The sequence below is a fragment of the Streptomyces sp. NPDC051561 genome (assembly GCF_044454195.1).
In the GTDB taxonomy this organism is placed as follows: domain Bacteria; phylum Actinomycetota; class Actinomycetes; order Streptomycetales; family Streptomycetaceae; genus Streptomyces.
Genome location: NZ_JBITDM010000007.1, coordinates 328,066 through 349,121 on the forward strand (window position 1 = coordinate 328,066; position 21,056 = coordinate 349,121).

The 21,056-nt window shown below is 70.6% G+C and carries 18 protein-coding genes; 8 read left to right on the forward strand and 10 right to left on the reverse strand.

Translation table 11 applies throughout. From position 1 onward, the window contains the following. Positions 1-35: 35 nt before the first annotated feature. The 3 genes from ACIA73_RS19205 to ACIA73_RS19215 form a co-directional block, all read right to left on the reverse strand. The gene (locus tag ACIA73_RS19205) at positions 36-632 is read right to left on the reverse strand and encodes a TetR/AcrR family transcriptional regulator (protein WP_399439751.1); all 597 of its coding nucleotides are present in this window, start codon (positions 630-632) and stop codon (positions 36-38) included. Between the two features lie 115 nt (positions 633-747). Further along, positions 748-2,442: an ATP-binding cassette domain-containing protein gene (locus ACIA73_RS19210; protein ID WP_399439752.1), complete on the reverse strand. Its 1,695-nt coding sequence runs from the start codon at positions 2,440-2,442 to the stop codon at positions 748-750. Positions 2,443-2,546: 104 nt separating this feature from the next. Further along, on the reverse strand, positions 2,547-3,203 hold the full coding sequence (locus tag ACIA73_RS19215) for an HdeD family acid-resistance protein (RefSeq protein ID WP_399439753.1): 657 nt from the start codon (positions 3,201-3,203) through the stop codon (positions 2,547-2,549). A 311-nt stretch (positions 3,204-3,514) separates the two neighbouring features. Between ACIA73_RS19215 and aspT (ACIA73_RS19220) the strand changes: the two genes are divergently transcribed. From aspT (ACIA73_RS19220) to ACIA73_RS19235, 4 genes are all read left to right on the forward strand, one after another. Then, positions 3,515-5,200, forward strand: coding sequence for an aspartate-alanine antiporter (gene aspT / locus ACIA73_RS19220; RefSeq protein ID WP_399439754.1), 1,686 nt, complete (start codon positions 3,515-3,517; stop codon positions 5,198-5,200). Between the two features lies 1 nt (position 5,201). Next, complete coding sequence (gene aspT / locus ACIA73_RS19225; protein WP_399439755.1) at positions 5,202-6,905, forward strand: aspartate-alanine antiporter; 1,704 nt, start codon at positions 5,202-5,204, stop codon at positions 6,903-6,905. A gap of 58 nt (positions 6,906-6,963) precedes the next feature. Then, on the forward strand, positions 6,964-8,634 hold the full coding sequence (locus ACIA73_RS19230) for a bifunctional aspartate transaminase/aspartate 4-decarboxylase (RefSeq protein WP_399439756.1): 1,671 nt from the start codon (positions 6,964-6,966) through the stop codon (positions 8,632-8,634). A 91-nt stretch (positions 8,635-8,725) separates the two neighbouring features. Continuing rightward, positions 8,726-10,279: a bifunctional phosphatase PAP2/diacylglycerol kinase family protein gene (locus tag ACIA73_RS19235; RefSeq protein ID WP_399439757.1), complete on the forward strand. Its 1,554-nt coding sequence runs from the start codon at positions 8,726-8,728 to the stop codon at positions 10,277-10,279. Positions 10,280-10,337: 58 nt separating this feature from the next. On the opposite strand, the gene ACIA73_RS19240 is transcribed toward ACIA73_RS19235, so the two are convergent. Continuing rightward, a complete protein-coding gene (locus ACIA73_RS19240; protein ID WP_399439758.1) occupies positions 10,338-10,976 on the reverse strand; it encodes an isochorismatase family protein in 639 nt (212 codons plus the stop codon). 174 nt (positions 10,977-11,150) lie between these two features. On the opposite strand from ACIA73_RS19240, the gene ACIA73_RS19245 reads away from it, so the two are divergent. After that, the gene (locus tag ACIA73_RS19245) at positions 11,151-11,621 is read left to right on the forward strand and encodes a pyridoxamine 5'-phosphate oxidase family protein (RefSeq protein WP_399439759.1); all 471 of its coding nucleotides are present in this window, start codon (positions 11,151-11,153) and stop codon (positions 11,619-11,621) included. A gap of 34 nt (positions 11,622-11,655) precedes the next feature. On the opposite strand, the gene ACIA73_RS19250 is transcribed toward ACIA73_RS19245, so the two are convergent. Then, entirely contained in the window at positions 11,656-12,561 is a 906-nt protein-coding gene (locus tag ACIA73_RS19250) for a LysR family transcriptional regulator (protein WP_399439760.1), read from the reverse strand. A 73-nt stretch (positions 12,562-12,634) separates the two neighbouring features. On the opposite strand from ACIA73_RS19250, the gene ACIA73_RS19255 reads away from it, so the two are divergent. Continuing rightward, positions 12,635-13,726 carry a DMT family transporter gene (locus ACIA73_RS19255; RefSeq protein WP_399439761.1) on the forward strand — a complete coding sequence of 364 codons (1,092 nt, stop codon included), beginning with the start codon at positions 12,635-12,637 and terminating at the stop codon, positions 13,724-13,726. Positions 13,727-13,793: 67 nt separating this feature from the next. Here ACIA73_RS19255 and ACIA73_RS19260 read toward each other — a convergent pair whose 3' ends face one another. After that, positions 13,794-15,134 (reverse strand): aminotransferase class I/II-fold pyridoxal phosphate-dependent enzyme, encoded by a 1,341-nt coding sequence (locus tag ACIA73_RS19260; protein WP_399439762.1) that lies wholly within the window; start codon positions 15,132-15,134, stop codon positions 13,794-13,796. Positions 15,135-15,169: 35 nt separating this feature from the next. Here ACIA73_RS19260 and ACIA73_RS19265 point away from each other — a divergent pair, with 35 nt between their 5' ends. Further along, positions 15,170-15,868, forward strand: a complete 699-nt coding sequence (locus tag ACIA73_RS19265; protein ID WP_399439763.1) for a pyridoxamine 5'-phosphate oxidase family protein — start codon at positions 15,170-15,172, stop codon at positions 15,866-15,868. A gap of 53 nt (positions 15,869-15,921) precedes the next feature. Here ACIA73_RS19265 and ACIA73_RS19270 read toward each other — a convergent pair whose 3' ends face one another. The 3 genes from ACIA73_RS19270 to ACIA73_RS19280 all read right to left on the reverse strand — a co-directional run bounded on the left by ACIA73_RS19270 (position 15,922) and on the right by ACIA73_RS19280 (position 18,677). Further along, entirely contained in the window at positions 15,922-16,884 is a 963-nt protein-coding gene (locus tag ACIA73_RS19270; RefSeq protein WP_399439764.1) for a DMT family transporter, read from the reverse strand. Positions 16,885-17,054: 170 nt separating this feature from the next. Then, positions 17,055-18,059, reverse strand: coding sequence for an EamA family transporter (locus ACIA73_RS19275; protein ID WP_399439765.1), 1,005 nt, complete (start codon positions 18,057-18,059; stop codon positions 17,055-17,057). A 93-nt stretch (positions 18,060-18,152) separates the two neighbouring features. After that, a complete protein-coding gene (locus ACIA73_RS19280; protein WP_399439766.1) occupies positions 18,153-18,677 on the reverse strand; it encodes a Clp protease N-terminal domain-containing protein in 525 nt (174 codons plus the stop codon). 268 nt (positions 18,678-18,945) lie between these two features. Here ACIA73_RS19280 and ACIA73_RS19285 point away from each other — a divergent pair, with 268 nt between their 5' ends. Further along, a complete protein-coding gene (locus ACIA73_RS19285; protein WP_399439767.1) occupies positions 18,946-19,377 on the forward strand; it encodes an SRPBCC family protein in 432 nt (143 codons plus the stop codon). A gap of 13 nt (positions 19,378-19,390) precedes the next feature. On the opposite strand, the gene ACIA73_RS19290 is transcribed toward ACIA73_RS19285, so the two are convergent. Then, positions 19,391-20,866 (reverse strand): SulP family inorganic anion transporter, encoded by a 1,476-nt coding sequence (locus tag ACIA73_RS19290; RefSeq protein WP_399439768.1) that lies wholly within the window; start codon positions 20,864-20,866, stop codon positions 19,391-19,393. Positions 20,867-21,056: the final 190 nt, after the last annotated feature.

A 21,056-nucleotide genomic window follows, 5' to 3' on the forward strand; every position in this document is an offset into this window, starting at 1 on the left:
GACATGAGCCACAGGCCGGCCCCGGACGTCCTGCTCTACACGCCGGCCAGGACCGCTCGCAGGTGCGCCCGCAGCGTCGTCCGCAGGCGCTCCACACCGAGCGATCCATGCGGTGTCACCGAGTCCAGCACCAGCCCACCCAGGAGCGCGACGAGGCGTTCGGCCTCTTCGGCCGGCTCGCGCACCTCAAGTACCCGCAGAGACTCCGTGACGACCTGCCGCAGGTCGACGGCCATCTGCTCGGTCACCGGCCGGAAGTCCGGATGCACCCGGGCGGCGACGATGAACTCGGTCAGCACGATCGCTTCGGTACGGCGTTCCTCGTCGACCGGGAGCAGTTCCTCCAGCCGTTCCTGCAAGGCACCGACCGCGGACTCGCCCGTGAGACCGGCCAGGGTGCCGGTCTCGAAGCGCGTGAGCCGCTCCCCCATGCGCGTACCGACGCTGGTCACGGCCGCTACCAGCAGGCTGCGGTGATCGTCGAAGTAGTGGCGCACCGAGCCGATGTTCAATCCGGATTCGGCCGCGACCTTTCGCAGGGAAATTCCGCTGAGGCCTTCGGCGACGAGGAGACGGAAGGCCGCCTCGATAACGTCTTTGCGTCTCTGTTCGAGGTCGATTCGAGCTGGCATTTCCACACAATATCGCAGGCGTGACAAAACAGGAGTCGCGCCTTTTGTCGGGAGCGCGGGCCACCTCGCCGGCGCAGGCCACCTCGCCGGCGCGAGCCATTCTCGACAGCCCGGTTCACCCCCGGCGGCGTACCACCCGTTCCTCGTCCCACACCGGTTCCGGCGGCTCGTAGACAGTGCCGTCGGAACCGAAGACCAGGAACCGGTCGAAGTCGCGGGCGAACCACCGGTCGTGGGTCACCGCGAGCACGGTCCCCTCGAAACCGCGCAGTGCGTGCTGCAGCGCCTCGGCGGAGACCAGGTCGAGGTTGTCGGTGGGCTCGTCCAGCAACAGCAGTGTCGTGCCGCCGAGTTCGAGCAGCAGGATCTGGAACCGCGCCTGCTGGCCGCCGGACAGGGAGTCGAAGCTCTGCTCCGCCGCCCCCGCCAGCTCGTACCGGGCCAGCACCCGCGAGGCCTCCTCGCGGGGCAGCCCCTCCCGGCGCTCGTCGCCGCGGTGCAGGACGGACACCAGTGTCCGGCCCGCCAGGTCGGGCCTTCCGTGGGCCTGCGCGAACCATCCCGGACGCACCCTCGCGCCCAGCCGGGCCGCTCCCCGGTGCGCCACCGGTTCGACGGGAAGACCGCCCACCGGTTCGTGCCCGTCCTCGGGGGAGCTGCCTCCGGCGGCGAGCAGCCGCAGGAAGTGCGACTTGCCCGAGCCGTTGGAACCGAGCACGGCGACCCGGTCGCCGAACCGGAGCTCCAGGTCGAACGGCTGCATCAGACCGGTGAGTTCGAGGCCGTCACAGACCACGGCCCGTTTGCCGGTACGCCCGCCCCGCAGCCGCATCGACACCTGCTGCTCCCGTGGCTGCGCGGGCGGCGGCCCCGCCTTCTCGAACCTGTCGAGCCGGCTCGTGGCGGCGCGGTACCGCGAGGCCATGTCGGAGTTGTAGGCGGCCTTCTGCTTGTACAGCTGCACGAGGGCCTTCAGCTTGGCGCGTTCCTCGTCCCAGCGGCCGCGCAGCTCGTCGAAGCGCGCGAACCGTTCCACCCTGGCCCGGTGGTAGGTGTCGAACCGGCCGGGGTGCACCCAGACGGTGTTGCCCGCAGCGCCGAGCTCGACCGTGACGACGCGCTGCGCCGTACGGGCCAGCAACTCGCGGTCGTGGCTGACGTACAGGACGGTCTTGGGAGTTTCGATCAGACGGTTCTCCAGCCACCGCTTGCCGGGAACGTCGAGGAAGTTGTCCGGCTCGTCGAGCAGCAGCACCTGCTCGGGGCCGCGCAGCAACGCCTCCAGCACGAGCCGCTTCTGCTCACCGCCGGAGAGCGTGTCCACGGCACGCCGTCGGCACCCGTCGTAGGGCATGCCAAGTGCCTGGGTCGTGCACACGTCCCACAGCACCTCGGCGTCGTAGCCACCGGCATCGCCCCATTCGGCCAGCGCGTCCGCGTACGCCAGCTGCGCCGCGGTGTCCCCGCCCGATTCCGGGGCCGCCGACTCCATGGCCGCCTCCGCCGCGTCGACGGTGGCCGCGGCGCCGCGCACACGCGGATCGGCCACCGACAGCAGCAGATCGCGCACCTGGTCCCCCTCGCGGGCGACGAACTGCCGCATGACACCGAGGCTGCCGCTCCGCTTCACCGCCCCGCCGTGGGGTGCCAGGTCCCCCGCGATCATCCGCAGCAAGGTGGTCTTGCCCGACCCGTTGGCGCCGATGAGCGCGGCCTTCGCCCCTTCACCGACCCGGAACGAAATCTCATCGAGCAGGACCTGGCCGTCGGGCAGGCCATAGGAAAGAGAGTTCACATCTATATATCCCACGAGCGGGATATTATCACAGCCGTGATAACCGCCAATCGCCCAGCATTCCGGGGAAATCGGAACACTGGGCGAGCAGGGCCGTCACCGCCATCCGGCAGGCCGGGTCATTCGGAGTGGGGAACCGCCTTGACCTCGGAACGGATCCGGAAGGAAGTGGCGATCTCGACAACACCGACGACCACCAGCCACCAGCCGCCGACCACCGTGAGGACGGCGACCGAGCTCAACGGCGAGACGATCAGCACGATTCCGGCGATCGCGCTGAGGATGCCGAGGCAGATCTGCCAGCCCCTGGCGGGCATCGCCGAGTCGGATGCGGCGGCCACCGTCTGAGTGATACCCCGGAACAGCCAACCGATCCCGATCCACAGGGCGAGCAGCAGCAGTGACTGCATCGCGCCGCGGAAGCAGAACAGGCCGAGCAGGATGGACAGCGCACCACTGATGAAGGCCATCACCCGCAACGCCGTGGAGACGTGCGTACCGAAGGCCGAGACCAACTGCATCACACCGCTGACCACCAGGTAGACGCCGAAGAGCACGGCCACGGCGACCAGGGTCGCGCCCGGCCAGACGAGCACCATGACGCCCAGGACGATGGTGGCGAGCCCGGCGGCGAGCACCGCCTGCCAGGCCCCTCTGCCGAGCCGGTGCAGCGGCCCCTCCTCGGGGCGCGGGCCCCAATTCTGGGATCCCCCGGAAGCCGGAGGCGGGGACTGGGGCGGGGGCGGGGGCGGGGGTGAAGCCTGATCCGTGGCCATGGAGTGACTCCTCTGCCGAAGTTCCGGGGCGCCGGGGCGCCGAAGTACCGAAGTGCCGGGGCGCCACATGCGCGGGAGGCGCCCGAGGGGCGGGGGCGGGGCGGGGGCGGCCCAGGCAAGCGGGCCGGAGTGCCACCGTGCACCCCACGAGAACCCACCGTGCACCCCACTAGAACAAAGAGTCACCAAACGCGCACCACGAGTGAATCCGCATGCTCTCTGAACATGCCGAACAGTAACCCCATTGCTACTTTGTGCGACATGCCTCACTTTGCTCCGCTTTCACCCCCCTTCCCCGGGAGCTGACGACCATGGGCGTACTCAAGGACCATCCCGAACTTGCGCTCTTCCTCTGCCTGGCCCTCGGCTACCTGGTCGGCAAGCTCCGCGTGGGTCCCATCACACTCGGTGGCATCTGCGGCACGCTGATCGTGTCCCTGTTGATGGGTGCCTGGGCAGAAGTGCAGGTCTCGGGCGACGTGAAGAACGTCTTCTTCGCCCTGTTCATCTTCTCGCTGGGCTACATGGCGGGCCCTCAGTTCTTCGCGAACCTCAACCGCAAGAGCCTGCGCTTCTTCGTGCTCTGCTTCATCGAGCTGGTGAGCGTCCTGGGCATCGCCTTCGGCCTGGCGAAGGCCTTCGACCTCGACGTCGGCACCGCATCCGGCATCCTCGCGGGCGCCGCCACCGAGTCGGCGGTGGTCGGAACGGCGACCGAGGCCATCGGCAAGCTCAGCGACCTGACGCCGGACCAGATCACCCAGTACCAGGGGCACGTCGCCACCGCGTACACCGTCTGCTATCTCTTCGGCCTGATCACGATCGTGCTCTACACCAGCCAGATCATGCCGATGATGATGCGCATCAACCTGGCCGACGCCTCCCGCGAGCTGTGGGAGAAGATGCGCGGCGGCGGCGGACAGGGCTCCCTGGAGTCCGACGAACGCGCGGCGCTGCCCGGCCTGGTCGGACGCACCTACCTGGTGACCCACGCGGACGGCCGCACCATCGGCGACCTGGAGACGGGTCTCGACGGCCGCATCACGGTCGAGGCGATCAAGCGCGGCAGCAAGGTCTACCCGGCCGCCCCGAACTTCCGGCTCTCCCTCTCCGACCTGGTCCTGATCGTGGGCCGACGGGCGAACATCATCGAGGCGGGCCGGCTCATCGGCCCGGAGACCCCGGGCATCCCCGGCCTCGACACCCCGCTCACCTCCCGCCAGATCGCGGTGACGGACAAGGCCACCCACGGCCTGACCATCGACCAGCTCCAGGCGCAGCACCCGGAGTTCATCAAGGACGGCGTGTACATCACGGACGTCCTGCGCGGGGACCAGCAGCTCCCCGCCAACGGGGACACGGTCGTCCACCGGGGCGACGTCCTCACGCTGGTCGGCGCACGTTCCGGGCTCTCCAAGCTGGTCGCCAAGATCGGCGCGGTGGTCAAGAACGACGCCACCGACTTCATCTACCTGGGACTGGGCATCGTCGTCGGTTCCCTGATCGGCCAGCTCGTGGTCAAGCTCGGCGACATCCCCCTGTCGCTGGGCACCGGCGGCGGCTGTCTGATCTCGGGGCTGCTCTTCGGGTGGTTCCGCTCCCGATCGCAGACCTTCGGCGCGTTCCCGCCGCAGGCGGCGAGCACGCTCAAGGACATGGGCCTGGCGCTGTTCATCGCCTGCACCGGCCTGGTCTCGGGACCGCAGGCGTGGCCGCTGCTCAAGGAGTACGGCGCGCTGCTGCCGTTCGCCGGCATCGCCATGGTGCTGGTACCCGCGACGCTCTCACTGATCGTCGGCCGCAAGCTCCTGAAGATCGAGAAACCTCTGCTGGTCGGCGCCATCGCGGGTCAGCAGTGCTCCACCCCGGCCATCACCTCCATCACCCAGACGGCCCAGAGCTCGGTGCCGATGCTCGGCTACACGATCACCTACACCCTCTCCAACTTCCTGCTTCCGCTGACGGGGCCCATCCTCGTCGGCGTACTGGGGGCCTGACATGATCGACTTCCTGGTGCGCGACATCTTCAAGCCGCACCCCGAACTGCTCGTCTTTCTGGTCGTCGCCCTCGGCTTCCTGGTCGGGAAGATCCACTACAAGACGATCGCGCTGGGCGCGGTCACCGGCTGCCTGGTGATGGGGCTGCTCTTCGGCGCACAGCTGAAGGTGCCGGTCAACGGCACGGTGAAGGACCTGTTCTTCATCATGTTCCTGTTCGCCCTGGGCTACAAGGTCGGCCCGCAGTTCTTCCGCGGCCTCAAGAAGGACGGCCTCCCCCAGGTGGTCAACGCGGTCGTCGTCTGTGTGACCGGCCTGCTGGTCGCCTGGGGCTTCGCCGCGATGCTGGGCTACGGCCCCGGGCTCACCGCCGGCCTGATGAGCGGCTCACTCACCCAGTCCGCCGCGATCGGTGTCGCCCAGGACGCCATCGGCACCCTGCCCGGCATCAGCGCGGGCGACGCCAAGAACGAGGAGAACCTGGTCGCGGTCGGGTACGCGGTGACGTATCCGCTGGGCACGATCCTGTGCGCGATGCTCCTGGCCAACGTGCTGCCCAGGCTCTACCGCCGCAATCTCGCCAAGGAGAGCGCGGACCTGGCCAAGGAGATGGACGCTCCGAACGACAACCCGGACCTCGGCGGCGGCTACTACGAGGTCGTCCTGCGCGCGTACCGGGTGGAGCGCCCCGACCTGGTCGGCCGCACCATCGAGGACTTCGAGAACCAGCAGAAGGAACTCGGCCGCCGCATCTACCTCACCCAGGTCAGACGCGACGGCCAGATCCTGGAGCATTCCCAGTCCCTCGCCCTCCAGCAGGGCGATGTGGTCGCCCTCAGCGCCCTGCGCGGCGACCTGGTCGACTACGACGCCCGCACCCATGTCGGCGGCGAGGCGGACGACGTCGAACTCCTCGGCTACCAGACCGAGCACCTGCACGTCGTTGCCTCGGAGAAGGCCCAGCTCGGAAAGACCATCGCCGACCTGCGGCGCGAGCCGTTCATGGTCGGGGTGTACGTCGACAAGCTGTACCGCTCCGGCTCCGAGTTCCCGTACCGCCTCAGCACCCAGCTGGAGCGCGGCGACACGCTGATCCTCACCGGCCCCAAGCGCCTCGTCGACCCGGCGGGCAAGGAGATCGGCAAGCCGGTCCCGACCAGCTTCGCCACCGACATGATCTGGGTCGGCCTGGGCATCTTCCTCGGCGGCTGCATCGGCATCCCCGCGCTCACCATGGGCGGAGTGCCGATCTCGCTGTCCACCTCGGGCGGCGGCCTGATCATGGGTCTGGTCTTCGGCTATCTGCGGGGCAAGTACCCGACGTTCGGCAATGTGCCGCCGGGCGCGCAGTGGCTGATGGACACGCTCGGACTGTGCATGTTCGTCGCCATCGTCGGCATCAACGCGGGCCCCAGCTTCACCAGCGGGCTCTCCACCGCCGGCTGGGGACTGCTCGTCTTCGGCGCGGTGACCACGGTGATCCCGCTGGTCGTCGGCTTCCTCTTCGGCCATTACGTGCAGAAGATCCGGTTCCCGATCCTGATGGGCGTCCTGGCGGGTGGCCAGACCACCACCGCCGCGATCGGCGCCCTCAACGAGAACGCCAAGTCCCAGATCCCCACCCTCGGTTACACGATTCCGTACGCCATCGGAAACGTGCTGCTGACCATCTGGGGCGCGGTCATCGTCCTCCTCCACCACTGACGCACCTCACTGACGCATCCCACCGCTGACGCACCCCCCTTCACCCCAGGAGTCCCCCGTGCCCAAGTCCACGTACAGCCGCGAGGAAATGAAGCGGCTCTCCTCGCTCAGCCCGTTCGAGCTGAAGGCCGAGTTCATCAAGCTGGCCGAGGCCAAGCAGGACGGCAAGCCCGGCCAGAAGGGCGAGGCCGCCCGCACCATGCTCAACGCGGGCCGCGGCAACCCGAACTGGGTGGCCACCGGCCCCCGTGAGGCCTACTACGCGCTGGGCTACTTCGCCCTCTCGGAGTCCCGCCGCGTCTGGACCGCCGACAATCTGGGCGGCATGCCCGAGAAGCACGGCTCCGGCGACCGCTTCGAGCGTTTCGTGCGTACGCACCCGGAGATGCCCGGCATCGAGACCCTCAAGGCGAGCTTCGATCTGGCCGTGCAGCGCTTCGGCTTCGACCGGGACGCCTTCGTGCACGAGATGAGCGACTCGATGATCGGGGACAACTACCCGAGCCCGGGCCGCATCCTGACGCACTGCGAGGACATCGTCCGCGGCTATCTCCAGGACGAGATGTTCGACAAGAACCCCCCGTCGGACCACCTCAGCGTGTTCGCCACCGAGGGCGGCACGGCGGCGATGTGCTACACCTTCGACTCGCTGATGAAGAACGGCATCCTCAAGAAGGGCGACAAGATCGCCCTGATGGTGCCGGAGTTCACCCCGTACCTGGAGATCCCCGAACTCGACACCTACGACTTCGAGGTGGTTCCGGTCGAGGCGAGCATGTTCGCCGAGAACGGGGTGCGCGAGTGGCGCTACCCCACGGAGGAAGTCGCCAAGCTGGCCGACCCGCTGGTCAAGATGGTCTGCCTGGTCAACCCCAGCAACCCGCCGTCCCTGGCGCTCTCCCAGCGGGTCACCGACCAGATCAAGGAGATCGTCGCCACCTCGAACCCGAACCTCCTCATCGTCACCGACGACGTGTACGGCACCTTCGTGGAGGGCTTCCGCTCGATCGCCGCCGACCTCCCCCGCAACACCCTGCTCGTCTACTCCTACTCCAAGCACTACGGCGCCACCGGCTGGCGCCTGGGCGTGATCGGTCTGCACGACGACAACGTCATCGACGACATGCTGGTCGCCCAGTCGCAGGAGCAGAAGGACCGCCTCAACGAGCGGTACGGCACGCTGTCCCTCGAACCGGAGAAGATCCGGTTCATCGACCGGCTGGTCGCCGACTCCCGTCAGGTCGCCCTCAACCACACGGCCGGGCTGTCCCTCCCGCAGCAGATCATGATGGTCCTCTTCTCCCTCTTCGACATGCTGGAGGAGGGCCAGGCGTACAAGCGCCACATCCGCGAGATCGTCCGGCGCAGGCTCCAACTGCTGCTGGAAGGCGCCCAGATGAAGATCGCCGACGACCCCAAGCGGGCGGCGTACTACATCGAACTCGACCTCCTCGCCGAGGCCGAGCGCGTCCAGGGCAAGGCCTTCGCGGACTTCCTGGAGCAGAACTACGAGCCGGTCGACCCGCTGTTCCGCCTCGCCGAGCAGACCGGTGTGGTGCTGCTCAACGGCGGCGGCTTCGACGGCCCCGAGTGGTCGGTGCGCGCCTCGCTGGCCAACCTCGACGACCTGGACTACCTCCAGATCGGCCACCACCTCCGCAAGATCTTCGACGACTACATCGCGGAGTGGAAGGAGTCCGGGGGCAGCCCGACCGTCCCGACGGCGTAGCGCCGTACGCCTGCCCGAACCAGTCGGGGATCAGTCAGGGATCGGTACGGAACCCGGTCCAAGATCAGTCGGGAAGCAGGAGGCCGAGGGAATGCGCAAACGCCTCAGCAGGATCGACCGACGCTGGTTCGAGCAGGTGGCGTCCGCCCGCCTGGCCGGCGCGGAGCGGGTACTGCCCGCTTTGTCGACGGCGGCCAACCACGGAAAGCTGTGGTTCGGCGCGGCGGCCACGCTCGCGGTGGCGGGCGGTCCGGCCGCCCGCCGGGCCGCCCGCCGGGGTGTCGGCTCGCTCGCGCTGGCCTCGTTGGCGACGAACGCGGTCGCCAAGTACGCGGTACGTCGCAGCCGGCCCGCGAGCGGTGGGGTCCCGCTGATCCGGCGTCCGTCCAAGGCCCCGTGGACGCCGTCCTTCCCCTCCGGCCACTCCGCCTCGGCCGCCGCCTTCGTCACCGGGGTCGCCCTGGAGGCGCCCCGGTACGGGGCGCTGCTCGCGCCGGTCGCCGCCGCCGTGGCGTTCTCGCGGGTGTACGTCGGGGTGCACTACCCCGGTGACGTGCTGGCCGGGTGTGCGCTGGGCGTGGCCGCGGCCGCCGTCACCTGTCACTGGTGGCCGCCGCGTCCCGCGTACGTACGCAACGGGCGTACTCGCGTCGAGGCGCCCGCGCTGGCGCGTGGCGAGGGGCTGGTCGTGGTGGTCAACTCCGGTTCGGGGAAGGGTGTTCCTGGCCGGCTGCCCGCTTCCGAGCATCTGCGACTGCTGCTGCCCGGGGCGGAGGTCGTGGTACGGGGTGCGGACGACGACCTCGGTGAGGTGCTGGACAAGGCGGTGGTACGGGCGGGGGAGCTGGCCGGGGTGCTCGGGGTGTGCGGCGGCGACGGCACGGTGAGCGCGGCTGCCACGCGGGCGGCTTCGGCGGGGCTGCCGCTTGCGGTGTTCCCCGGAGGCACGCTCAACCACTTCGCGCTGGACGCGGGGTGCGCGACCTTCGAGGACACCGCGCACGCGGTGGAGTACGGGGAAGCGGTACGGGCGGACCTCGCCCAGGTCTCCGACGGGAACGGCGCACACGTCACCGACTTCGTGAACACCTTCAGCATCGGCTTCTACCCGGAGCTGGTGGAGCGGCGCGAGAAGCTGGAGGGCAGGCTCGGGAAGTGGCCGGCGGCGGCCGTCTCGCTGGTACGGGTGCTGCGCGACGCCTCCCCGCTGCACATCGCGATCGAGGGCCGCCCTCGCACCCTGTGGCTCCTCTTCGCGGGCAACGGCCACTACCTCCCCGACGGCCTGGCTCCCTCGCACCGCCCCCACCTCGACGACGGCCTCCTGGACATCCGCACCGTCGACGCCGAAGCCCGCTTCGCCCGCACCCGGCTGGCCATATCCGCCCTGGCCGGCGCCCTCGGCCAGTCCCACGTCTACGCGTCCGAACGCGTCGGCTCCCTCACCCTCACCGCCCTCACCCAGGTCCCCCTCCTCGCCTATGACGGCGAAACCGCGCCCTCCCCCGACACCCTCCACCTCACCAAATCCCGCGCCGCCCTCACCCTCTACTCCCCCTCCGAACACCTCGGCGAAATCCGCCAAAACCTCCGCACCGCCACCACCGCCGCCCGCGACTCCACCCCGCCCTTCCACCTCCGCTGACCCCGGGCAGCGGGGCCCGCGCCCTTGCCCTCGCGTTCCGCCCCCGTACCCACACCCGCTATCCACTCCCCTCCCCCCAGCACCTCACCACCTCCTCCACACCCACCACCCCCGCCACCAACCCCAGACTGTGCCGCACCACCATTCCCGTGTACTCCCCCGGCACCCCCGCGATCGCATCAGCCACCACCACCACCTGATAACCCAGATTCACCAGGTCGAACACCGCGTTCAGAATCGCCACATTCGCCGAAACCCCGACCACCACCACACTCCGGCACCCCAGATTCCTCAGCACCGCGTCCACCCCCGTCCCCGCCACCGGCGACAGCCCGTGCAGCCTGGGCATCACCAGATCCGACTCCGCCACCACGATCGGCTCCGCCACGCGCACCGCCCACGACCCCACCTCCTGCCGCACCGGCAGCCTCTCCGCCGCCCGGAACAGCCGCGCATTGCGATTCGCCCCGCGCCCGTCCGCCCGCCGCTCGGCCACCGCGTGCATCACCTGCACCCCCGCCGCGTGCGCCGCGTCCACCAGCCGGGCCACATTCCCCAGCGCCCCCGACTCCCGCATCTCCCTGGCCAGTTCGGGCATCGCGCTCTCCTTCCCGACCACCCCCTCCTGGCACTCCACGGTCAACAGCACCGTGCTCACCGGATCCAGCTGCTCCACAAGCTGCTCGTACGACGGCATGGCGACGCCCCTCCCACTCCCCGGACCCCTGCGAACGGCCGCGAGGGTAGCCCCCATTGCGTACCGAGGGAAGGAAGCCCCATGATTCCTGTCGACACATCTGACGAACCATCAGGACTCGTGCCCGGGCGAACCCGCCCCACCCCCGGAGAGAACCCTCACAGGGAGCACCCGATGACCAACGACACCCAACGCCGCGGCCGCCGCATCATGATGGGCGACACCGAACGCGACACCTACCTCACCGAGCAGCGCACCTGCCGGGTCGCCACCGTCTCCCCCGACGGCGCCCCGCACATCGGCGCCCTCTGGTTCGTCTGGGACGGCCACTCCCTCTGGCTGTACTCGATCACCCGCAGCCGCCGCTGGTCCCAGCTCCGCAAGGACGCGCGGATAGCCGTGGTGATCGACGACGGGGTGGAGTACGGCGACCTGCGCGGCGTGGAGCTGTCCGGAACCGCCGCCTTCGTGGGCGAGGCCCCCCGCACCGGTGAGCCGTGCCCCGAACTCGACGCCCCCGAAAAGCTCTTCACCCAGAAGTACTTCGGCCTGCCCGAGATGCCCCACGACGGCCGCCACGCCTGGCTCCGCCTGACCCCGGACGCCATCGCCTCCTGGGACTTCCGCAAACTGGCCGGCCTCTGACCCCCTCCCCCTGCCCCCTGCCCCCTCCGGCCCCTCAGCTCGCCACCCGCTCCCCCGCCGCCGCCAACGCCTCCACCGCCGCCCGCACGGACGGCCGGCGGTCGGCGTCCGCGCGCCACACGACGTACACATGGCGTCGCATCGCATGCCGTACCGGTACGACACTCACCCCGTCCGGCACCGGCCCGCGCCCGAGCCTGGGTGCGACGCACACCCCCAACCCTGCCTCGACCAGGGCCAGTTGCGTCGCATGTTCCTCGGCGACGTGCGCGAGCCGCGGCTCGACCCCTTCGCCCCGAAGCGTCAGCAGCAGCCACTCGTGACAGAACTCGCCCTCCGCCCAGGTCACCCAGTCGTCGTCCGCGAACTCCGCGAGCTCCACCTCGCTGCGGCCCGCCAGGGGGTGCCCGGCGGGCATCGCCACATCCGCCGGGTCCTCCAGGAGAGCACGCTTGGCCAGCCCGCCAGGCATGGACAGCGGCTTGTTGTACCAGTCGAGGACGACCGCGAGGTCGTAGTCGCCGCGCACCACTCCCCGAACCGCTGCATCAGGCTCCACCTCCCGCATCTTCACGCGTAGTTGAGGGTGGCTGGACCGCAGCTGCGCGAGCGCGGGCGGCACCAGCCCCCGGGCGGCGGTCGGGAACGCGGCCACCGCCAGATCGCCCACCACGCGCCCGCGCTGCGCCTCGATGTCCGCCTGGGCGCGCTCCGCCTGGGACAGGATCCGTGCCGCGTGCCCGGCGAGCAGCCGCCCCGCCTCGGTGAGCCGTACGCCCCGGCCGTTCTTGGCCAGCAGCGGTTCCCCCACCTCCCGCTCCAGCTTCGCCATCTGCTGCGACACGGCGGACGTGGTGACGTGCAGCCCCTCGGCCGCACCGCTCACCGAGCCGTGCCGGGCGAGGGCGTCCAGGGTGCGCAACCGCTCCAGATTCAACATGTAAGCAATGCTACGACGTGAGGCCAACAGAACTTGCTTGTGCTACGACGTCGTACGCGCCATCGTTGCCGTCATGACCCCCGTGAACGCGGCCCGCACCAGGACCGCCCCGCCGTCGGCGATCCCCGCCCCCACCCTTGGCCCCACGTCCGCCCCGCAGCGCCGGCCGGCCCTGGACTGGCGCGTCCGGTTCGCCGCGCTCGCTCTCATCTGGGGGTTCAGCTTCCTGTTCATCAAGGTGGGCACGCAGGGCTTCGCACCCTTCCAAGTCACCTTCGGCAGGCTGCTGTTCGGGTCACTGGTACTGGTCGCCGCGATGGCGGTCAAGCGCACCCGGCTGCCGCGTTCGGCCCGCACCTGGGGGCATCTGACGGTGGCGGCGTTCTTCCTCAACGCCCTTCCGTTCTCGCTCTTCGCCTACTCCGAGCTCACCATCCCCTCGACGCTCGCGGGCATCTGCAACGCGACGTCGCCACTGTGGGGCATGGCCCTGTCCCTGGTCGCGCTCTCGGAGGACCGGCCGACCCGGCGCCGGGTCGCGGGTCTGGGCCTGGGCTTCCTGGGCGTCCTCACGGTTCTCGGCGCCTGGCAGGGCTTCGCCGGACTGGATCCGGCCGGCACGGCGATGGCCCTGCTGGCCTCGCTCAGCTACCCGGTCGGCTGGATCTACCTGCGCCGCACCCTCGGCGGCAGCAAGGACTCCGCCCTCTCCATGACAGGCGCCCAGCTCCTCCTGGCGACAGCGCAACTGGCCCTGGTCACGCCGCTGTTCACTACTCTCCCGACCGCCTTCCCGGTCCTCCCGCTCCTCTCCGTCGTCGCCCTGGGCGCCCTCGGCACGGGCCTGGCGATGCTCGTCCAGTACAACCTGGTCTCGGAGATCGGCCCCACCACGGCCCAGATGGTCACCTACTTCATCCCCGTCATCGCCACCGTCGCCGGCGTCACCCTCCTCGACGAGAGCCTCACCTGGAACACCCCGGTCGGCGCCCTGATCGTCCTGGCGGGCGCCGCCCTCACCCAGAGCAAACGCCCCTTCAGGGGGGCGCGAGACGGTGCGGGGAAGGGTACGGGCAACGGCCCGGGGAGCGGCGCGGGCGTCCACGACGCACCCGCGGACGTCCTGCCGCCCCCGCAGCCAGTGCCCTGCGGCAGCAGCCGCTGATGAACGCAGCGGGGAGGGGCGGGGAGGGCAGACGCGCGCCGCAGGCGTGAGCAGCCCGCACCCGCCCTCACTCGTATCTCCGCCCAACCCCCGGCCCCACCGCCTCGGCGACCACCTCCGCCACCACCTCGGCCTCCTCCCTCGTCAAGGTCGACACCGTCACCCGGACCCCGGGTCCCGCCCCCATCCGGAACCGTGCCCCCGGGGCCACCGCCCACCCCGCGTGCAGCATCCTCGCCACCACGCCCGTCTCGTCCGCCACCGGTACCCAGACATTCATCCCGCTGCGCCCGTGCGCGGCCACCCCCCGCCGGGCCAGCGCCGCGATCAGCGCGTCCCGGCGCCCCCCGTACGACCGCGCCACCGCCGCCGTGTCCACGGCCCCCGTCTCCCACAGCCGTACGACCGCCTGCTGAAGCAGCACGCTCACCCACCCGGGGCCGAGCCGCTGACGCCCTCGCACCCTGTCCACCGTCTCCGTGTCCCCGGTCAGCACGGCGACCCGCAGATCCGGCCCGTACCCCTTGGACACCGACCGCACGAACACCCACGGCTCGCCGCGCCCCCGCTCACCCACCACCGGATGCACCGGCAGTTCCACGATCCCGTGTCCGTGATCATCCTCGACCAGCAGCACCGAGGGATGTCGGGCGAACACCTCCCGCAGCTTCTGAGCCCGCCCCGCGCTCACCGCAGCCCCCGTCGGGTTCTGCGCCCTGGCCGTCACCACCACGGCCCGCACCCCGCCGGCCAGCGCCCGCTCCACCTCGTCCGGCAGCGGCCCCTCGTCGTCCACCACCACCGGCACCGCCCGCAGTCCGAGCGCGGGCACCAGGTCGAGCATCGCACCCCAGCCCGGGTCCTCCACGGCGACCGCGTCCCCCGGCTTCAGATGTACGGCGAGCACCCGCTCGATCGCGTCCAGCGAGCCGGAGGCCACCGCGACGGGCCCTTCCGGCACCCCGGCCGCATCCAGATCCGCCCTGGCCAGCCGTGCCAGATCCGGGTCGACGGCCTCCTGCCCGTACAACCGGGGACGGCCGTCGGCCCGCTCGGCGGCGTACCCCAGCGCATCGCGCAGCGAGGGCAGCAGTGCGGTGTCCGGGTTGCCGAGCGACAGGTTGCGTACGCCCGCGGGGACATCGGCCCGGATCGAGTCGCGTGCCGTGCTGACCGGCCGGGCCCGGATCCGGCTCCCCCGCCGCCCGGCGGTCTCGATCACTCCACGCTCGCGCAGATTCCGGTATGCGGACGCGACGGTATTGGGATTGACGCCCAGTTCGGCCGCCAACTCCCGCATGGGAGGCAGGACTTGGCCCGGTTTCAGGTGACCGCCCCCCACCCCCTGCTCCACGCTGGCGGAAATTTCTGCTGCGCGCCGACCACTGATCCGATACTCTCCTAGCACAAAATGTAGTATGCACTAGTGCAATGGAGAGCGCAATGCAGGAGAGCACCGCCACCACCCCGCCCGCCGACGCGTCGGACTCCTACGCCCCGACCGACCGCACCGTCCCCACCCGCTCCCCGGAACGTGCCTCCTACGACCGCGAGTTCGTCCACTCGATACTCGACGCGGGTTACCTCTGCCACCTGGGCTTCGTCCGCGACGGCGCCCCGATCGTGCTGCCCACCCTCTACGGCAGGGTCGGCGAGAGCCTGTACGTCCACGGCTCGACCGGGTCCCGCCCGCTGCGCAGCGCCGGCCGCACCGAGGAGGCCCCGGGCATCGAGGTCTGCCTGACGGTCACCCATGTCGACGGCCTGGTACTGGCCCGCTCCGCCTTCCACCACTCGCTGAACTACCGCTCCGTGGTGGTCCTGGGCACCGCCCGCCCGGTTGTCGACGAGAAGGAGCGCCGGATCGCCCTCGACGCCCTGGTGGAACAGGTCGTCCCCGGCCGCGCGGCCGACTCGCGCCCCGCCAACGCCAAGGAACTGGCAGCAACAGCCGTACTGCGTTTGGACCTTGACGAAGTGTCGGCAAAGGTGCGCACCGGCGGCCCCAACGACGAGGCCGAGGACATCGGTCTCCCGTACTGGACGGGCGTCGTCCCGCTCACCCAGGGCCACGGCGCCCCGATCCCCGCCGACGACCTCGACCCGGCGATCGCCCTCCCCGACTACCTCGCCACCCGCTGAGGCGGCCCGGCGGCGGGCATCCCCCGTCCGCCGCCGGACCGCACCTCGCGCGGCTACACCACGACCGCGACGGCCGCCCGCCGCATCCGGGCGGCCGCCCGCGCCTCCCCGTACGCCAGCCCCGCCACCGCCGCGAGCAGCAGCAGGGTGCCGAGAACCGTGGCCGCCGTCAGCCGCTCGTCCAGCAGTACGACGGCGATGACCGCGGCGCTCACCGGTTCCAGCAGCATGATCACGGACACGGTCGCGGACCGTACGACGGATGCCCCGGCGAAGTACAGGGCGTAGGCGAGTGCGGTCGGGATGGCGGCGACGTACACCAACAGGCCGACCACCGTGCCCGGTTCGAGCGTCTGCGGCAGCAGCCCCTCGGACCAGGCGAGCGGCAGCAGGCACACCGTGCCGATGCCGAACGACCAGGCGGAGGTCGTGACGGGGTCGCCGCCACCGCCGTCCCGGCCGAACCACCGGGTCAGCAGGGTCATCAGCGCGTACGCCGCCGCCGAGAGGAGCGCGTACAGCACACCGGTGGGCCCGACCTCGCTCCCGGCGCCGCCGAGCACCAGCACCCCGAGCCCGGCGAGCGCGCCGGTCACGGCGCAGACGCCGCCGGCGCCGAGCCGCTCGCCGAGCAGCACCCGCGCCCCCAGCGCGATGAGCACGGGCCCCGCGCCGAGGGTCACGACGGTCGCGACGGCCAGTCCGGTGTCTTGGACGGCCGCGAAGTAGGCGGTCTGGAAGACGGTGAGCGAGAGCCCGGTGGCGAGCAGCCGCCCCACCCGACGGCGGCGGGCGCCCGGCCTCGCTTCCTTGCGGGCGGGGGCCGGACGGAGAACCAGCCGGGCGGTGAGCAGCAGCAGGCTTCCGCCCGCGCACCGCCAGAAGGACAGGGCCATCGGCCCCAGGTCACTGACGGCGAACAGCAGTGAGGCGGCGGCTCCCGCCGTACCCCAGGCCAGTCCGGCGACGATCAGATACGTCAGGGCACGCCCGACGGACAGCACAGCAGCAGACACGTACGTCTCCACATGAAGGAACAAGACAGGAAGGTGGTCGCTGGGTTCCGCACGCGGGCAGCGACGATCCGCTCGGGAACTTCCCGAGCCCGGTCTTCGTCCTCAGTGGGCCGCCTGCGCGCTAGAGCGCGACGGGAGGCGGCAGTACGGTCAGATGCATGATCACCACCCTACGGCGCGGTCCGCCCGGCGGACAATGAACCTTCCGCATCGTGGACCTCACCCTCGCCGCCCGGTCCCGGACCGCCCGCCACCGGCTCCTCGGCGGGCGCCCTCGGCGTCGACGACTGCGCGATGAAGGCACCGACCAGCACCACGGCCCCGCCGGCCACCTGCGGCAACGACAGGTGCTCGGCCAGCAGCACCCAGGCCCCGACCGTCGCGATGACCGCCTCCAGGCAGGCAACCACCCCGGCCACCTGCGGCGACAGCTTCCGTACGGAGACAACTCCGGTGACGTACGCGAGGACGGTCGCCACCAGCACGATCCAGCTGAGCAGCAGCCAGGCCTGCACCTGGGTGTCGCCCATGTCGGCGGTACCGGCGAGGAGTTCCCACTTCATGCCCCACGGCTGTGCGATCACCGTCAGGACGAGGGCACCGACGATCAGGCCGTAGGCGATGACGCCCAGCGGGTCGGCGGCGTCGTCGCCCTCCCCACTCTGGTCGGACAGGACGAAGTACCCCACCTGACAGCACGCGGCACCCAGCGCGAGCAGCAGTCCCAGCACGTCGAAGCTGAGCCCCGCCCACACCTCGACCACACAGGCGAGTCCGCCGACCGCGAGCACCACGCCCACGGCGGCGGCCCTGGTCACCGGCCTGCGCTGAACGAACCGCACCCAGCCGAGGACCAGCGCGGGCGCCAGGTACTCGACGAGCAGGGCCACCCCGACCGGGATGCGGGAGAGCGAGGCGAAGTAGAAGGCCTGGACACCGGCCACGGCGAGCAGTCCGAAGCCCGCCAGCAGTGCGGGCCTGCGCCGCACGAGATCGCGGTGGCGCCAGGCCAGGGGGAGCATCACCAGCGCCGACCCGGCCACCCTCAGCCACACCACATGCAACGGGTCGAGCCCCGCCTCGATCAGCGGCTTCGCCGCGACCCCTGAACCACCGAATGCGAGTGCCGAGGCCAGGGCCAGACCCAGGCCGACACTCCTCCCCTGATTGTGCATCCGGTCATCATGTCAGCTGGGGTCAGGACCGTCACCCCTGTGACACCTGTCGAGACGGGGGCCGGGCATAGCGCTGGAAATCAGCCCCGCCGATCAGCCCCGCCGGATCGCCGCCGCACACAACCGCCCGGCCAGCAGCCCCGGATCCACTCCCGCCCGCCGCAGTACCTCGACGGCCCGGCAGTCCCGGTCGACGGCCAGCGCGGCCAGCAGATCGGTGCCGCCCGCCTCCGGATCCCCGCGCTCTGCCGCTCGCGCCCGTGCCCCCTCCATCGCCGATACGGCGGCCGGCGACCAGCCCGCCACCGGGGTCTGGCCCGCCGCCCCCTCCACATCGGCCTGCCAGCGCAGCCCGTACCCGATGCTGCGCTGCACGAGGTAGCCGAGCACCTTGGCCACCTGCGGCCCCTCCTCGAAGGCGGCCCGCACCTCGGGATCGGCCTCCAGGAGGGAATGCAGCAGATGGGCGGTGTCGATCTGGCGGTCGCCGTCCCGCAGCGCCCGTCGGCGCGCACCGGCGACCACCCTGGCCATCTCCACGGTGAGACCGGCTTCGGCGCCAATGCTGGAAAGGACGGGCTCCGGTACTCCGGAAGCCCGTCGCTGGGAGCTCTGCACCCCTCCACCTCATCAGCAACGGCACCCCCCGGTCATCCGCGCGGGGGAGCATTCGCACCTCCCACCGGGGTTGGGCACGGCAGCCCGCGCCTCCTCCTTGCGGAGGAGATCGGCTGAATTTTCCCTGGGAGGGGAACGGAACCAGCCGGTAGCCACTCCGCGTCCGCTCGCCACCGCAACAGATCTGACGGTTCATCAGCATTGAATGTTGGCGGCCCTGCGGCTACGTTCCGCGACACCGAACAGGCCCCCGTCGGAAGGACCCCCCATGGCCGAGGTCAGCGCAGAGGCACGCATCGAGGCACCGGCCGGCAAGCTCTGGTCCCGGCTGACCGACTTCACGTCGTACGACCAGTGGAACGCGACGCACACCTCGTTCCCCAAGGGTGGCCCCGACACCCTCGCGGTCGGTGCGACGTACGAGGAGAACATGAAGCTGATGGGCTTCCCTGCCGAGGTCGCCTGGACGGTGGAGGAACTGGAGGAGGACCGGCTGTTCGTCATCCGCGGCAAGGGCCCGATGGGAGTGACCCTGGCGATGCGCTACTCGCTGGCACCCGCCGACGCGGGCTCCACCCTGGCCCGTATCGACGGCGAGTTCACCGGAGCCGCCGTGTCACTGATGGCCGGCAAGCTCAAGGACTCGGCGACGACGGCGCTCAGGAGCTCCCTCGAAAAGCTGGCCGCGCTGACAGCCTGACGCCGGCCGCGCCTCACCCCAGCTTGCCCGCCAGCCTCTCGTGCATCTGGGCACTCGGCTCGTTGAGCCCGGTGACCGTGACCGTCTTCCCGTACCGGGCGTACTTCGTCTCGACCGCGTCCAGCGCGGCCACCGAAGAGGCGTCCCAGATGTGCGCCCGGGACAGGTCGATGACGATCTCGTCGGGGTCGTCCTTGTACCGGAACCGGAAGACGAGGTCGTTGGAGGAGGCGAAGAACAGCTCTCCGGTGACGGCGTAGACGGCACGCCCGCCATCCACCTCCCGCACCACGTCGGCAACATGCGCCACCCGCTTGGCGAAGATCACCATCGCGCTGATCGACCCGACCACCACGCCGACGGCCAGGTTGTGGGTGACCACCACGCAGACCACCGTGATCAGCATGACCAGCGTCTCGCCCAAGGGCAGCCGCCGCAGTGTCTTGGGGCTCACCGAGTGCCAGTCGAAGGTCGCCGCCGACACCAGCACCATGATCGCGACCAGTGCCGCCATCGGGATCTCCGAGACGACCGGCCCGAGCGCCAGGCACAGCACCAGCAGGAAGGCGCCCGCCAGGAAGGTGGAGAGCCGGGTCCTGGCCCCCGACACCTTCACATTGATCATGGTCTGGCCGATCATCGCGCAGCCGCCCATGCCGCCGAAGAGCCCGGTGACGATGTTGGCGATGCCCTGGCCGATCGACTCGCGGGTCTTGTTGGAGTGCGTGTCGGTGATGTCGTCGACCAGCTTCGCCGTCATCAGCGACTCCAGCAGTCCCACCAGTGCGAGCGCGAAGGCGTACGGAGCGATGGTCGTCAGCGTGTCCATGGTCAGCGGTACGTCGGGCAGCCCCGGCACCGGCAGCGACGACGGGAGTGCGCCGCGGTCCCCCACGGTCGGTACCGCGATGCCCGCACCCACCGTGATCAGCGTGAGGATCACGATCGACACCAGGGGCGCGGGCACCGCGGTGGTCAGCCTGGGGAACAGCGCGGTCAGCACCAGACCGCCCACGACCAGCGGGTACACCGCCCAGGGCACATCGGTCAGCTCCGGGAACTGCCCCAGGAAGACCAGCAGCGCCAGCGCGTTGACGAAGCCCACCATCACGCTGCGCGGCACGAACCGCATCAGCCGGGCCACCCCCAGCGACCCCAGCACCACCTGCATGAGCCCGCCCAGGATCACGGCGGCCACCAGGTAGCCGAGCCCGTACTCCTTGTTGAGCGGCGCGACCACCAGCGCGACGGCCCCGGTCGCCGCCGAGATCATCGCCTTGCGCCCGCCGACGAACGAGATCACCACGGCCATGGTCACCGCGGAGAACAGCCCCACGCTCGGCGAGACCCCCGCGATCACCGAGAACGAGATCGCCTCCGGAATCAGCGCGAGCCCCACCACCAGACCGCCCAGCACCTCGGTACGGAACACGCGCGGGGAGGCCAGCCAGTCGGGGCGGGACGGGCGGGGCAGGGACAGCCAGGACATGGAACCGTTTCCGTAGGCGCACCGAAGTGCCACTGAGCACAAAGAGGACCACTCTAGCGGCGCGCCCCACGCCCCCACGAAACAGCACGCACCGCGAGACGATCCCCGGCTCCCGCCCGCCTCGGACAACCCCTGGGCGCCTGCCCCGGACGTCCCCCTCGGCGCCCGCCCCGGACGTCCCCCTCGGCGC